Genomic DNA, 13996 nt, shown 5'->3' with positions numbered 1-13996 from the left:
CAATCACTACATGTAGCGAATAGAATCCTTTCGACCCCTATATGTAGTTTATGGAGAGAGAAATGGCGACGGTGGTAATCAAGCGTGATGGATGCCGGACAGGCTTTGATGCGCAGCGTATTGAGCAGGCCGTGGCGGCGGCGGCAAGGGCAGCCGAAGTAGAAGACGCAGCCTGGTGCGCGCAGGTCGCTGAGCGCGTGGCATTGCGGCTGGCCGATCGTCCGGAAGTGGATATCCGTGAAATTCAGTGTGCAGTAGAAGAGACGCTGATGGCGGGTCCTTACCCTCAACTGGCCCGCGCCTACATTGAATACCGCCACGATCGCGATGTCGCCCGCGATCGTCAGAGCCAGTTACATCACGCCATTCGTGGACTGGTCGATCAGACCAATGCGGCGCTGCTGAACGAGAATGCCAACAAAGACAGCAAAGTGATCCCGACGCAGCGCGATCTGCTGGCCGGGATCGTGGCAAAACACTACGCACAGCAGCAGATCCTGCCACGCGATGTGGTGCTGGCGCACGAGCGCGGCGAGATCCACTATCACGATCTCGACTACTCCCCTTTCTTCCCGATGTTCAACTGCATGCTGATCGATCTGAAAGGCATGCTGACCAACGGTTTCAAAATGGGCAATGCTGAAATCGAGCCGCCTAAATCGATCGCCACCGCTACCGCCGTGACGGCGCAGATCATCGCGCAGGTCGCCAGCCATATTTACGGCGGCACCACCATTAACCGTATTGATGAAGTGCTGGCCCCGTTTGTTGAGCAGAGCTATGCCCGGCATCTGGCGATTGCTGAGCAGTGGCAGATCCCGCAGGCCGAGCAGTATGCGCGCCAGCGTACGGAGAAAGAGTGCTACGACGCCTTTCAGTCGCTGGAATATGAGGTGAATACCCTGCACACCGCCAACGGCCAGACGCCGTTTGTCACCTTTGGTTTTGGTCTGGGGACGGACTGGGCGGCCCGGCTGATTCAGCAGTCGATTCTGCTTAACCGGCTGGCCGGACTGGGTAAAAATCGCAAGACGGCGGTGTTCCCTAAACTGGTGTTCAGCATTCGCGAAGGCGTCAACCGCCGGGCGGGCGACGTTAATTACGATATCAAACAACTGGCGCTGGAGTGCGCCAGCAAGCGGATGTATCCCGACATCCTCAATTACGATCAGGTGGTTAAAGTCACCGGCTCGTTTAAAACCCCAATGGGCTGCCGTAGTTTCCTTGGCGTTTATGAAGAGAACGGCGAGCAGATTCATGAGGGCCGCAACAATATCGGGGTAATCAGCCTGAACCTGCCGCGCATCGCACTGGAAGCGGGCGGTGATGAAGCGCGCTTCTGGACGCTGCTCGATGCGCGACTGCAGCTGGCTAAGCGGGCGCTGATGACGCGGGTGGCGCGGCTGGAGAAGACCAAAGCGCGCGTGGCGCCCATCCTCTATATGGAAGGCGCCTGTGGCGTTCGGCTGAATGCGGATGATGAAGTCGGTCCTATTTTCCGTAATGGCCGTGCGTCGCTGTCGCTGGGCTATATCGGCCTGCATGAAACCCTGAATGCGCTCAGCGGCGGTCATCAGCATCCTTACGATGACGCGGCTCTGCGCGCCAAAGGCGTGGAGATCATTGCTTACATGCGCGATGCCACCGAGCGCTGGAAAGCTGAAACAGGCTATGGGTTCAGCCTTTACAGCACGCCAAGCGAGAATCTGTGCGACCGCTTCTGCCGTCTTGATGCGGCGCAGTTTGGCCTGGTGCCAGGCGTTACCGACAAGGGCTACTACACCAACAGCTTCCATCTTGACGTTGAGAAGAAGGTCAATCCTTACGACAAAATCGACTTTGAAGCGCCCTATCCGCCGCTGGCGAATGGCGGATTCATCTGTTACGGCGAATACCCGAATGTGCAGCACAACCTCAAGGCGCTGGAGGATGTCTGGGATTACAGCTACGACCGCGTGCCCTATTACGGCACTAATACCCCGATTGATGAGTGCTACGAGTGCGGCTTCAACGGCGAGTTCACCTGTACCAGCCGCGGCTTCACCTGTCCGAATTGCGGCAACCACGATCCGGCGCGCGTCTCCGTTACCCGGCGGGTCTGCGGCTATCTGGGCAGCCCGGATGCGCGACCCTTTAATGCCGGTAAACAGCAGGAAGTGCAGCGTCGGGTGAAGCATCTGTCTGAAGGACCGCTGGGATGATGCATATCCATCGCTACTATGATGTGGATATCGTTAATGGACCTGGCACCCGCTGCACGCTGTTTGTCGCTGGTTGCGAACATCAGTGTCGCGGCTGCTACAACCAGAGCACCTGGCGGCTTGATTCCGGCGTGCCCTTTACGCTTGCGATGGAGGAGCAACTGCTGGCGGATTTGCAGGACACCCGCATTCCGCGCCAGGGATTGTCGCTGAGCGGCGGCGATCCGCTGCATCCGCATAACGTGCCGCACATTCGCCGTCTGGTGAAACGGGTGCGACAGACGTGTCCCGGTAAAGATATCTGGCTCTGGACCGGTTACCGGATGCAGGAGCTGAATGCGGCGCAGCGCGCTGTACTGGTCTATCTCGACGTGCTGATCGATGGCCGTTTTGTCGAAGAGGAGAAGGATGCCACGTTGCAATGGCGCGGCAGCCGTAATCAGATTATCTGGCAGTTACGCTGAGTGGCGCGGAATTTCGCCAGACTCAATGATATTGACGCTCTCACTCCCCGGCGTAAAAGCCTGCTGGTGCAGACAGCGTGCCACGTCGTGCGCGCTGACCGCCCGCCAGTTGCCAGGCAGCAGCGAAAACAGCGGTCCCGCCAGGCTTTCGCCCCGGCGCTTCTGCGCGCGATCCCCAAGCAGCAATCAAGGCCGCACCAGCGTCAGGCGCGGCCAGCCCTGATGGCGCAGCGCATTCTCCATTTCGCCTTTGACGCGATTATATAAAAACGGCGAGTGACGACTGGCCCCGTGCGCGCTGACCACCAGCATCTGCTTCGCCCCCAGACGTAATCCGCTTAACCCGCTGTCCACCACCAGGGTGTAATCAACGTGGATAAAAGCCTGTTTACTGCCCGCCTGCTTACGCGTGGTGCCCAGGCAGCAGAACACCGTGTCCAGCGAGCTTTGCAGCGGCCCGAGTACATCGGTGAGATCGGCCTCAACCGGATTCACCACCTTGTTCATCGCGGGCAGTGGCCGACGGGTTGGCGCGATGATCTCATCGACGCGTGGATCCTCAATCAGTAAGCGCAGCAGATGCGACCCGACTAAGCCGGTGGCACCGGTCAGTAATACGCGATTCATCTCAGATTCATCCTTATTTCACTGCTGACTGGTTAAAAGATAGCTGATCTTAACGGGCTGGCTTGCGTTCTCACTCTCAGCGACCAGGCTTATAGCGTTATCCGGAAAGCGCGTCTCGCGCTCCACATGCTGAAGGAGGAAAAAATGAGCAAGAAAGTGGCGGTTTTAATTACCGATGAATTTGAAGACTCAGAATTTACCTCACCTGCGGAAGTTTACAAACGCGCTGGTTTTGAGGTGGTTACCATTGAGAAACAAGCCGGTAATGTCGTTAAAGGCAAGAAAGGCGAAGCGGAAGTGACCATTGATCGCAGCATTGATGACGTCAGCCCGGCTGAATTTGACGCCCTGCTCCTGCCTGGCGGTCACTCGCCCGATGCCCTGCGCGGCGACGATCGTTTTGTTGCTTTTACCAAAGAGTTTGTTGCCAGCGGCAAGCCAATCTTTGCCATCTGCCACGGGCCACAGCTGCTGATTAGCGCTAACGGCGTGCGCGGTCGCAAGATGACTACCGTTAAAGCCGTTGCCATTGACCTGATCAATGCCGGTGCCGACTTCCATGATAAGGAAGTGGTAGTAGACGACGATAAGCTGGTCACCAGCCGCACCCCGGCCGATTTACCGGCCTTTAATCGTGAATCCCTGCGGATCCTCGAAGCGCTGTAAGCCGCGACGCCCTTTTCTGCTGAAAAGGGCGTTTCTATTTCTCCCGCTGCCAGGCAATTTTCTTGCCGAATCCCAGCGCATTATCCGTCATCTTCACCTCATCCAGCACAATCTCCCACAGCGGTGCCGACACTTTGCGTGAGACCGGAAAACGTTTCTGATAAGCGGCTCTGGCGACCTTCTCTGTTGACTCTTCCAGCCGTTTGACCCGGCCACGATACTGCACGCCTTTAATCAGCAGCACGCTTCTGGGCTGGCCATTGACGGTGCCCGCAACCTGCGGATTCTGCACCATTAACTCACCGTGACGGGTATCGGGTTCCGTCATGATCCAGAAGGCCATGCGCGTCTCGTCAAAGACGTAGTAGCAGTTAGCGCACCACAGTTGATCGTCGGCGGTACAGCAGAGTGAAAGCACATGCTGCTTTCTCAGATAGCGAACCAGATGGGCGTGATCGGACAAGATAAACTCCTGGCGGTGCACCGGAGAGTGAAGCGCGCTACACTGCCCGGCACCTTTTTTTGGGAAATGATTGCGATGAGTCAGCTGTGGCAACTCTACATCGTCCGTACGGCGAAAGGGAGCCTGTACACCGGTATCACCACGGATGTGGTGCGCCGGGTCGCTCAGCACCAGAGCGGACGCGGCGCCCGCGCGCTGCGCGGCAAAGGTCCACTGGATCTGGTGTTTCACTGTGACGCGGGCGATCGCGCCAGCGCCTCCAGGCTGGAGTATCAGGTCAAGCAGCTGACCCGCCAGCAGAAATTACTGCTGGTGGCGGGCCAGCCTGGCTGTCTGGAGAGCTGGCTGGGTATTACGGCTGGCGATTAAAGGGTTCGGCGAAGTCGATCTGCCCTTCCGCCCCGTCATAAGCGTTATCCGCCAGACGGTAGACCTGGAACGTTGCCTCTGTGCCCGGCCAGCGGCTGCGCAGGCCGTGGCGTGCCGCCGGTTCAAAACCAAAACGGTTGAACAACGCGGGATCGCCCAGCACCACCACCGCGCTGTAGCCAAATTCATTAAGCGTATCCAGCCCCTCGTAAATCAGCTTGCTGGCAATTCCCTGACCGCGCAGCGTCTCATCGACGGCCAGCGGTGCCAGCCCAACCCAGCCGCGATCTTCACCCTGAACGCTAACCGGACTGAATGCGGCATAACCCAGCACCTGTCCCTCGTCATCCGTCGCGACCACGCCTAAGGTCAGCAAGCCATCTTCACGCAGCGCCTGAGTCAGTTCCGCCTCTGCAGAGGTACTGAAGCAGCGTCTGAGCAGCGCGTCGATGCCTGCGGCATCCACGCCAATTTCACTACGAATCAACATGCAGCACCTGCGCGCGCCTGTGCGGCCTTCGCGTCCTGTTTCATGCCGGCGTCGACAAATGCCGCCATCTGCTCAATTGCCGTGCGTAACGCGGTGGGCATAGCCTCGGGTTCAATAGCATCCATTACGTTCTTCACCTCAAGTCCCAGTTCAGTGTCACCTTCAATCACCAGCCGGCGTTGAAAGAACAGCATGTCGGGATCTGCTTTACGTGCTGCCACCAGCAACAGATCATTGGCATTGCCCCGAAACCAGACATCCGCTTCGGACTGTTGCAATACCGCCAGTCGGCCGTCCTGCAGCGTGGTTATCCATTGCAGATTGAGATCGGCAATTTCAATACCCAGCAGGCGACCATCCAGAAAGTCTAACTCACCTTCAGCCAAAGCATGACGAAATTGCCAGTTTAAGAGTTGTTGCAGAAGCAACTTTTTGACCGGGAATGGGGTGAACGCAGCGGGTAACCCTAAGATTTTAGGACCGTTTTTCACACAATGGGCATGTATCCGCTCTAACACTTTCGTCACTCCCTTCAGAAAATTTTACGTATATTGCCATATCCTTTTCTGCGCGCCTCCTCTGAGATCAATAAAAACCGCTGCCATGAAGGGAAAAAAAGCGCCGCCGGACGGATGAATTTGAATTTCACTGCCCCAAATCAACACGCTGCCCGGACCAGATGCCTAGACTCGACGCCCATCTGCATGTTGAGAGGAATATCTATGGAACTGCTCTGCCCGGCAGGAAACTTACCCGCAGTGCGCACCGCTGTAGAGAATGGCGCTGATGCGGTGTATGTGGGGCTGAAAGATGACACCAATGCCCGTCATTTTGCGGGTCTGAATTTCACCGATAAAAAACTGGCTGAAGCCGCGCGCTATCTTCATCAGCATCGTCGCAAACTGCATGTTGCGATCAACACCTTTGCCCATCCGGATGGCATGGGTCGCTGGCAGCGGGCGATTGATGTGGCGGCGCAAAACGGAGCCGACGCGCTGATCCTGGCGGATATCGCCACGCTGGAGTATGCCGCGACGCGCTATCCACAGGTTGAACGCCATCTTTCTGTACAGGCTTCGGCGACCAATCTGGAGGCGATTCGCTTTTACCATCGCCACTTCAATCTGCAGCGTGTGGTGCTGCCTCGCGTGCTGTCGATTCACCAGGTTAAACAGCTGGCACGCAGCACACCGGTGCCGCTGGAGGTGTTCGCCTTTGGCAGCCTGTGCATCATGGCTGAAGGCCGCTGCTACCTCTCTTCCTGGCTGACCGGTGAATCGCCTAACAGCGCCGGTGCCTGCTCCCCGGCGAAGTTTGTGCGCTGGCAGCAGACGCCGCAGGGCATGGAGTCACGTCTTAATGAAGTGTTGATCGATCGCTACGCCCCGGACGAAAGCGCGGGTTATCCGACACTTTGCAAAGGACGCTATATGGTTAACGACAAGCGTTATCACGTGCTCGAGGAGCCCACCAGTCTGAACACGCTGGAGCTGCTGCCGGAACTGCTGCGGGCAGGCATCGCCTCGGTGAAAATCGAAGGCCGTCAGCGCAGCCCTGCCTATGTCGCTGACGTGGCGCGCGTCTGGCGTCAGGCAATTGATCGCTGCAAGGCGCAGCCGGAACAGTTTGAAGTCGCACCACAGTGGATGCAGACGCTGGGCGATCTCTCAGAAGGTTCGCAAACCACGCTGGGTGCTTATCACCGTGAATGGCAATAAGGAGTCATGATGCAATATGCCCTTGGGCCGGTGCTCTGGTACTGGCCGACCGATACGCTGGAAGATTTTTACCAGCAGGCTGCCCGCAGTAGCGCGGATATTATCTACCTTGGCGAAGCGGTGTGCAGTAAACGTCGCGCCACGCCCTATGCCCGCTGGATGGCGCTGGCCCGTGAACTCGCGGCCAGCGGCAAACAGGTGGTGCTGAGCACGCTGGCGCTGCTGCAATCGCCCTCTGAGCTGAAAGAGCTTCAGCGTTACGTAGAGAACGGTGAGTTCCTGATTGAAGCCAATGATATCGGCACGGTAAACATGGCCGCTGAGCGTCATCTGCCCTTTGTCGCGGGCCCGACGCTCAATGTTTATAACGCCGACACGCTGCAGCTGCTGGTCAAAGAGGGCATGACGCGCTGGTGTATGCCGGTGGAGATGTCACGTGACTGGCTGCTACAGCTGCTGGAGCAGTGCGAGACGCGGGGTATCCGGCAGCAGTTTGAGGTGGAGGTGCTGGGCTACGGTCATCTGCCGCTGGCGCTCTCAGCGCGCTGCTTCACCGCCCGCTCGGAAAACCGCGCGAAAGATGACTGCGAAACCTGCTGTATCAACTATCCGACAGGCCGGCGCGTCAACTCCCAGGAGGGGCAGCAGGTGTTCGTCCTCAATGGCATTCAGACCATGAGCGGCTACTGCTATAACCTGGGTAACGATCTGGCTGGTATGCACGGCCAGGTCGATTGCATACGGCTCTCGCCGCAGGATGTGACGACGCTGGCAGAGATCGACCGTTTCCGCGCCAATGAAAACGGTCAGGCTCCGCTAATGGTCGCAAAAGGCAGTGATTGTAATGGTTACTGGCGCAAACTGGCGGGCATGACGCTGGCATCCTGAATAAAAGCACATACCGGCTATATTCCTGCTGAGGTTAGCAGTTTTAATATAAGGAATGATGCGTAATACTAAATGGTGCAGGCCTTAACTTAACGCCTGCGCCATACAACGGGAGTAGTCATGTCTGATAAAAAACCTCTTCGCCTGTCCGTGCTGGATCTCGCGCCGATTCCACAGGGCGCGACCGCTCGGGATGCGTTCCATAATTCGCTGGCGCTGGCGCGTCAGGCTGAAAAACTGGGCTATCAACGCTACTGGCTGGCTGAACATCACAACATGACGGGGATTGCCAGCGCAGCCACCTCCGTGCTGATTGGCTATCTGGCGGCGAATACCGAGACTCTGAAGCTGGGCTCCGGCGGCATTATGTTGCCTAACCATGCGCCGCTGGTAATCGCCGAGCAGTTTGGTACGCTGGCCTCTCTCTATCCTGGCCGTATCGATCTCGGCTTAGGTCGCGCGCCAGGTTCTGACCAGCGCACCATGATGGCGCTGCGCCGTCATCAGGCCAACATGCACATCGACACGTTCCCCGAGGATGTGGCTGAACTGATTAGCTGGTTCGATGCCGAAGCGGATGCGCAGCCGCCGGTGCAGCCGGTACCCGGTCTGGGCCTGCAGATTCCGGTCTGGCTGCTCGGCTCCAGTCTCTACAGCGCACAGCTTTCAGCGAAAATGGGCCTGCCGTTTGCGTTTGCCTCCCATTTTGCCCCTGACCAGCTCTTTCAGGCGCTGCACGTCTACCGCGAAAACTTCCAGCCATCGGCGCGTCTCGACAAGCCTTATGCCATGGTCTGCATTAACGTGATCGCCGCAGACAGTGAGCGTGATGCGCGCTTCCTGTTTACCTCGCAGCAGCAGCAGTTTATTAACCTGCGTCGCGGCAAACCGGGCCCGTTACCGGCACCGGTTGAAAACATGGATAATCTCTGGTCGCCCTCAGAACAGTATGGTGTACAGCAGGCGCTCAGCATGTCGCTGGTCGGCGATACGGACAAAGTGCGTCATGGGCTGGCCTCGCTGATGCGTGAAACCCAGGCGGATGAAATTATGGTCAATGGCCAGATTTTTGATTCCGAAGCGCGCCTGCGCTCCTTCGCCATTGCGATGGAAGCGGCTAACAGCCTGTAATCAGTTCTGCGGTGGGCGCAATCTGTCCGGGCTCACCGCCAGCTGACGACTATCCCTGGCCGGAGATTGCCCATACAGGCGGCGATACTCCCGGCTGAACTGTGACGCGCTCTGATACCCCACCCGATAGCCTGCCGTACCGGCATCCAGCTTTTCCACCATCATCAAACGTCGCGCCTCATTCAGCCGCAGTTGTTTCTGGTATTGCATCGGCGTCATGGCCGTCACGGCTTTGAAGTGATGATGCAGCGAAGAGATGCTCATGCCGACACTGCTGGCGAGCCGATCGATCTTCAGCGGCTGATGAAAATTTTCCCGCAGCCAGCGGGCAGCCTGCGCGACCCGGTTGCCCGGCCGCTCAGCCAGCGCCATATTCAGGATGCGCGAACCTTCCGGCCCGGTCAGCAGCCGATAGAAAATCTCCTGCTCAATGAGCGGGGCCAGCGCCTCAATGTCCTCAGGGTGGTCAAGCAGGCGTACCAGCCGGATAACCGCATCCACCAGCAAAGGTGAGACCTTATGCACGGTGACGCCGCGTTCACTGTCTGGTGTCACCAGCGGCAGCGTCGGGGGAAACTGTTCGAGGTAGCGCATCAGCCGGGATTCATTGATGGCAATACCAATCCCCAGATTGGGTTTTTCCGGCGTGGCGACGGTGACGCAGGCGCGCACCGGCATATCCAGCGTCACCAGCAGCAGATCGCCCGGACCATAATGCAGCACCTCATCACCGATATGCAGCGCCTTACCGCCCTGTGCCACCAGGGCAAAACTGGCCCATTGAGCAAAGTGCATTGGCTCAGTCGGTGCTGAAACCCGGCCAAAAAACAGGCAATCTATGGCGCTGGAATGCCGCCCATCCTCCGGAGCATGACGGGCAATTAACTGCGCCAGCCCCTGCCACTTCTCACTCTCTGTCACTGTGTTCTCCCCTCCCGCTATCTGTGCTGATATTACCTGACGCTGAGCGGAATACCTGGCCCGTTGCGTTACTTTTGCAGGATCGTGCAAGAAGCTTGCAGGATTGCACTACCCGATTTTCGGCACCAGCGCGCATAGTCTTTCGACGCAATCATTACGGCGGAGAACAACATAATGAAGGCACTGCAGAATAAAATCGCGCTGGTAACAGGCGCCTCAAAAGGCATTGGTGCGGCGATTGCCATCGCTTTTGCCGCGGCTGGCGCCCGCGTCGTGGTCAATTATCGTCAGGATGAAGTGGGAGCGGCTGACGTGGTCAGCGATATCGTCACCCTGGGCAGTGAAGCCGTGGCGGTACAGGCAGATATCTCTCTCCTGCGGGATGTGGAACGGCTCTTCGCCACCACCGCAGAGTGCTTCGGCGCGCCCGACATTGTGGTGAACAATGCGGGCAGCTTTCATCACGGCGAGTTTTCGGCGCTGACGCTGGAGGAGATGCAGCAGCAGATTAACGTTAACCTGCTGGGTACGCTGATGGTCTGTCAGCAGGCGATTCATCACTTCCCGGCGCACGGCGGCAGCATTATTAATCTCAGCGCCCTAAACAGTAAAAACAGCACGCCGGGTTCCGTGCTCTGGGCGGCAACCAAAGGCGCAGTGGATACCCTGACCCAGGGACTGGCGCGCGAGCTGGGCGCAAAGAACATCCGGGTTAACGCCCTGGCACCAGGCATGATTCTGACGGAGGGATTACTGGCCGCGAAGAGGATGAGCCCGCAGCTCAAAGCGCAACTGCTGGCTGCCACGCCGCTGGGACGCTTTGGTCTGCCGGAAGATGTGGCGCAGGTTGCGCTGTTTCTGGCCTCTGAAGAGTCCGCCTGGGTCAGCGGCGAGCGTGTGATGATCAGCGGCGGTGCCTGACAGGCATAAAAAAAGGGAAGCCATTAGCTTCCCTTTTTGTTACGACGCTAAGTCGTTATACATCACGACGACGTGGAGCGGCGGCTGCGCCCTCTTCACGACGTGGACCACGGCTACCTTCACGGTTGAAAGTACGTCCGCCGCCTTCACGACCACCTTCACGGCGTTCAGAAGAGAAGCGACGACCACCTTCACGGTTAGCTGCGCCCGGACCGCCTGCACCTGGACCGCTGCGACGCTCACCGCCAGCACCAGCTGGACGACGGTCACCACGGCCTTCGTTCGGCTGTGCATCACCCAGTAACTGCATATTCATCGGCTTGTTCAGAATACGGGTACGGGTAAAGTGCTGCAGCACATCGCCTGGCATGCCTTTCGGCAGCTCGATAGTTGAGTGGGTACCGAACAGCTTGATGTTACCGATGTAACGGCTGCTGATGTCGCCTTCGTTAGCGATAGCGCCAACGATGTGACGAACTTCAACACCATCATCGCGGCCTACTTCGATGCGGTACAGCTGCATTTCGCCAACATCACGACGTTCGCGACGTGGACGATCGCCATCACGGCTTTCGCGGTTTTCACGCGGAGCACGAGAATCGCCACGCGCTTCACGGCTGTCACGACGGCCATCACGCTCGTCACGATCGCGGTATTCGCGACGTGCCGGACGCGGTGCTTCTGGTGGCAGAATCAGAGGACGTTCGCCCTGTGCCATCTTCAGCAGTGCGGCTGCCAGTGTTTCCAGATCCATTTCGTCTTCTGGCTGCATTTTAGCCAGCAGAGCACGATACTGATCCAGATCGCTGCTTTCCAGCTGCTGCTGAACTTTAGCAGCAAACTTAGCCAGACGACGCTCACCCAGCAGTTCTGCATTAGGCAGTTCTACCTCAGGAATGGTCAGCTTCATGGTACGTTCGATGTTACGCAGCAGACGGCGTTCGCGGTTCTCAACGAACAGCAGCGCACGGCCAGCACGACCAGCACGACCGGTACGGCCGATACGGTGAACGTAAGATTCTGAGTCCATCGGGATGTCGTAGTTAACAACCAGGCTGATGCGTTCAACATCCAGGCCACGGGCCGCAACGTCGGTTGCAATCAGAATGTCGAGACGACCATCTTTCAGGCGCTCAAGCGTCTGCTCACGCAGCGCCTGGTTCATGTCACCGTTCAGCGCGGCGCTGTTATAGCCACTACGTTCCAGCGCTTCTGCTACTTCCATGGTTGCGTTTTTGGTACGCACGAAGATGATGGCAGCATCAAAGTCTTCTGCTTCCAGGAAGCGAACCAGTGCGTCTGTTTTACGACCGTAAGCGGTCCAGTAGCTCTGGCTGATATCAGGACGCGTGGTCAGGCTTGACTGAATACGCACTTCCTGTGGATCTTTCATGAAGCGTTTGGTGATACGACGAATCGCTTCCGGCATGGTTGCAGAGAACAGCGCGGTCTGATGATCGGCTGGAATTTGCGCCATGATGGTTTCAACGTCTTCGATGAAGCCCATGCGCAGCATTTCGTCTGCTTCATCCAGCACCAGGCCACGCAGGTTAGAAAGGTCTAACGTGCCGCGTTTCAGGTGGTCAAGCAGACGGCCAGGCGTACCCACAACAACCTGTGGTCCCTGACGCAGTGCGCGCAGCTGCACGTCATAACGCTGGCCGCCGTAAAGGGCAACCACGTTCAGGCCACGCATGTGTTTAGAGAATTCGGTAACTGCTTCAGCAACCTGTACCGCCAGTTCGCGGGTAGGTGCCAGCACCAGGATTTGTGGCGCTTTAACAGTAGGATCAATGTTATGTAACAGCGGCAGAGAGAACGCCGCGGTTTTACCACTCCCGGTCTGCGCCATGCCTAACACGTCACGGCCCGCCAGCAGGTGAGGAATACACTCAGCCTGGATTGGGGATGGCTTTACGTAGCCCATGCCATTCAGTGATTCAAGGATGTCGGCGTTCAGGCCAAGGTCAGCAAAAGTGGTTTGAATATCAGTCATGTAGTACACGTGCCTCTTAGATTGCGGCGGCCAGTCTACATAACTCGTCGTGAAAACTTTCAGTCATTTTCATCAAAAAGTGTGAACCGGCTCAAATTAAAAGTTTTGACGAACAGAAAAGCCTTCATCCTTTAAGATGATGACTTAACAGGTTTTACAGGCAAATTAAGTTCGTCAGCTATTGCTGGTCAGATTCTGATAAATCGTCTTGTGCCTGGCCGAGTTGCGCCAGTTCCAACAATGCGTATCGGTGTTCAACAAAGTTATTGACGTTGTTGGCCACCGCCAGTTTGAACAACGCTTTCGCGTCGTCCTTCTCCCCCAGACTTAGGTAGTACTTACCTAAATAGAAGTTGGTTTCACTGAGATGTTCAGCGAGCGAGGTGTTATCCGTTGCGTCCGCCTTGAGACTTTCCATCAACGTTTTCTCGTTGATATCTCCAAGGTAGAACTCGACAATATTCCATCCCCATTGATCTCTGACCGCTTTGTCGTGACGCTGTTGAAGCGCGACTTTTGCCTTGTCGACATCCATCTCACGTTCAACGAGATAGAGCCACAAACTGCGGAAAGGATCGTTAGGATCGTCTTGATAAAACGCCAGCAGATCATCTTGCGCTAACTTGTATCGACCGCCGTAATAGAGGGCGATACCACGGTTTAAATGCGCATAGTTGTAAGTTGGATCAAGCTCAAGTACAGAATCAAACGCTTCATAGGCGGCATCAAAGTTGCCCGCCTGCGTTAAATATATGCCTAAGTAGTTAAACACTTCGGGCATATCTGGTCTTATAGACAGCGCTTGCGAAAAATCGTTCCGCGCTAATGCCCGCAGACCTAAACTATCATACAACACTCCGCGCTCATATAACAGCTGTGCGCGTTCATCATCGGTGAGAGCGCGACTGGCAAGAATTTGTTCCATGCGCGCCAGTATCACTTCCTGCTGCAGTGTGGGCTGTAAAGGCACTGCAAGAACTTCGTTCTTACGCCAATTGGAGTTGCTGCATCCTGCCAGCGTCAAAGCTGTCGCAACAAAACACCAGCGCAGAAAAGGCTTCATTTCCCACTCCCGAATACAAACATTGGGATAACCATCCTGTCATCCGCCTGCTGTGCACAAGGATTCCCGCCCTCGCGA

General features: G+C 56.9%; 15 protein-coding genes and 1 pseudogene. 8 read left to right on the top strand and 8 right to left on the bottom strand.

The annotated features are described in order from the left end of the window. The first annotated feature begins 62 nt into the window (after positions 1 to 62). Both nrdD and nrdG read left to right on the top strand, forming a co-directional pair. Positions 63 to 2201: an anaerobic ribonucleoside-triphosphate reductase gene (gene nrdD / locus HFD94_RS11425; RefSeq protein ID WP_060681588.1), complete on the top strand. Its 2139-nt coding sequence runs from the start codon at positions 63 to 65 to the stop codon at positions 2199 to 2201. Next, on the top strand, positions 2198 to 2665 hold the full coding sequence (gene nrdG, locus HFD94_RS11420) for an anaerobic ribonucleoside-triphosphate reductase-activating protein (RefSeq protein WP_022625291.1): 468 nt from the start codon (positions 2198 to 2200) through the stop codon (positions 2663 to 2665). Before nrdD ends, nrdG begins: the two co-directional genes overlap by 4 nt. Here the strand turns inward: nrdG and HFD94_RS11415 are convergent. Next, positions 2657 to 3292 (bottom strand): annotated as a pseudogene (locus tag HFD94_RS11415) (NAD(P)H-binding protein). The gene nrdG and the pseudogene HFD94_RS11415 sit on opposite strands and share 9 nt — an antisense overlap. A gap of 144 nt (positions 3293 to 3436) precedes the next feature. Here HFD94_RS11415 and HFD94_RS11410 point away from each other — a divergent pair. Next, positions 3437 to 3958, top strand: a complete 522-nt coding sequence (locus tag HFD94_RS11410; RefSeq protein WP_010251739.1) for a type 1 glutamine amidotransferase domain-containing protein — start codon at positions 3437 to 3439, stop codon at positions 3956 to 3958. A 34-nt stretch (positions 3959 to 3992) separates the two neighbouring features. Here HFD94_RS11410 and HFD94_RS11405 read toward each other — a convergent pair whose 3' ends face one another. Continuing rightward, positions 3993 to 4421, bottom strand: a complete 429-nt coding sequence (locus tag HFD94_RS11405) for a YhbP family protein (protein WP_052271170.1) — start codon at positions 4419 to 4421, stop codon at positions 3993 to 3995. 75 nt (positions 4422 to 4496) lie between these two features. Between HFD94_RS11405 and HFD94_RS11400 the strand changes: the two genes are divergently transcribed. Continuing rightward, positions 4497 to 4790: a GIY-YIG nuclease family protein gene (locus HFD94_RS11400; RefSeq protein ID WP_167433170.1), complete on the top strand. Its 294-nt coding sequence runs from the start codon at positions 4497 to 4499 to the stop codon at positions 4788 to 4790. Here the strand turns inward: HFD94_RS11400 and HFD94_RS11395 are convergent. Beyond that, the gene (locus tag HFD94_RS11395; RefSeq protein ID WP_033759650.1) at positions 4774 to 5280 is read right to left on the bottom strand and encodes a GNAT family N-acetyltransferase; all 507 of its coding nucleotides are present in this window, start codon (positions 5278 to 5280) and stop codon (positions 4774 to 4776) included. The two genes, HFD94_RS11400 and HFD94_RS11395, sit on opposite strands and share 17 nt — an antisense overlap. After that, complete coding sequence (locus HFD94_RS11390; protein ID WP_010251750.1) at positions 5274 to 5798, bottom strand: SCP2 domain-containing protein; 525 nt, start codon at positions 5796 to 5798, stop codon at positions 5274 to 5276. The genes HFD94_RS11395 and HFD94_RS11390 overlap by 7 nt, the downstream gene beginning before the upstream one ends. Before the next feature lie 204 nt (positions 5799 to 6002). Between HFD94_RS11390 and HFD94_RS11385 the strand changes: the two genes are divergently transcribed. The 3 genes from HFD94_RS11385 to HFD94_RS11375 all read left to right on the top strand — a co-directional run bounded on the left by HFD94_RS11385 (position 6003) and on the right by HFD94_RS11375 (position 9017). After that, a complete protein-coding gene (locus tag HFD94_RS11385; protein ID WP_010251751.1) occupies positions 6003 to 6998 on the top strand; it encodes a peptidase U32 family protein in 996 nt (331 codons plus the stop codon). Positions 6999 to 7007: 9 nt separating this feature from the next. After that, positions 7008 to 7886 carry a U32 family peptidase gene (locus tag HFD94_RS11380; RefSeq protein WP_033759648.1) on the top strand — a complete coding sequence of 293 codons (879 nt, stop codon included), beginning with the start codon at positions 7008 to 7010 and terminating at the stop codon, positions 7884 to 7886. 120 nt (positions 7887 to 8006) lie between these two features. Beyond that, complete coding sequence (locus HFD94_RS11375; RefSeq protein WP_010251755.1) at positions 8007 to 9017, top strand: luciferase-like monooxygenase; 1011 nt, start codon at positions 8007 to 8009, stop codon at positions 9015 to 9017. Here the strand turns inward: HFD94_RS11375 and HFD94_RS11370 are convergent, their stop codons facing one another. Next, the gene (locus tag HFD94_RS11370) at positions 9018 to 9938 is read right to left on the bottom strand and encodes an AraC family transcriptional regulator (RefSeq protein ID WP_033770876.1); all 921 of its coding nucleotides are present in this window, start codon (positions 9936 to 9938) and stop codon (positions 9018 to 9020) included. It abuts the gene before it with no gap. Between the two features lie 174 nt (positions 9939 to 10112). On the opposite strand from HFD94_RS11370, the gene HFD94_RS11365 reads away from it, so the two are divergent. Further along, positions 10113 to 10859, top strand: coding sequence for an SDR family NAD(P)-dependent oxidoreductase (locus HFD94_RS11365; protein ID WP_122889214.1), 747 nt, complete (start codon positions 10113 to 10115; stop codon positions 10857 to 10859). 55 nt (positions 10860 to 10914) lie between these two features. Here the strand turns inward: HFD94_RS11365 and HFD94_RS11360 are convergent, their stop codons facing one another. From HFD94_RS11360 to nlpI, 3 genes are all read right to left on the bottom strand, one after another. Next, positions 10915 to 12855 carry a DEAD/DEAH family ATP-dependent RNA helicase gene (locus HFD94_RS11360; protein ID WP_033769504.1) on the bottom strand — a complete coding sequence of 647 codons (1941 nt, stop codon included), beginning with the start codon at positions 12853 to 12855 and terminating at the stop codon, positions 10915 to 10917. Positions 12856 to 12871: 16 nt separating this feature from the next. Beyond that, the gene (gene yrbN, locus HFD94_RS23170) at positions 12872 to 12928 is read right to left on the bottom strand and encodes a protein YrbN (protein ID WP_098053093.1); all 57 of its coding nucleotides are present in this window, start codon (positions 12926 to 12928) and stop codon (positions 12872 to 12874) included. Positions 12929 to 13033: 105 nt separating this feature from the next. Further along, complete coding sequence (nlpI, locus tag HFD94_RS11350; RefSeq protein WP_010251765.1) at positions 13034 to 13918, bottom strand: lipoprotein NlpI; 885 nt, start codon at positions 13916 to 13918, stop codon at positions 13034 to 13036. Positions 13919 to 13996: the final 78 nt, after the last annotated feature.

It is taken from the genome of Pantoea sp. EKM20T, from assembly GCF_011800485.1.
GTDB lineage: Bacteria > Pseudomonadota > Gammaproteobacteria > Enterobacterales > Enterobacteriaceae > Pantoea > Pantoea agglomerans.
The sequence above is the reverse complement of the archived record's forward strand: the minus strand, read 5'-3'. Positions and strand labels throughout refer to the sequence as shown.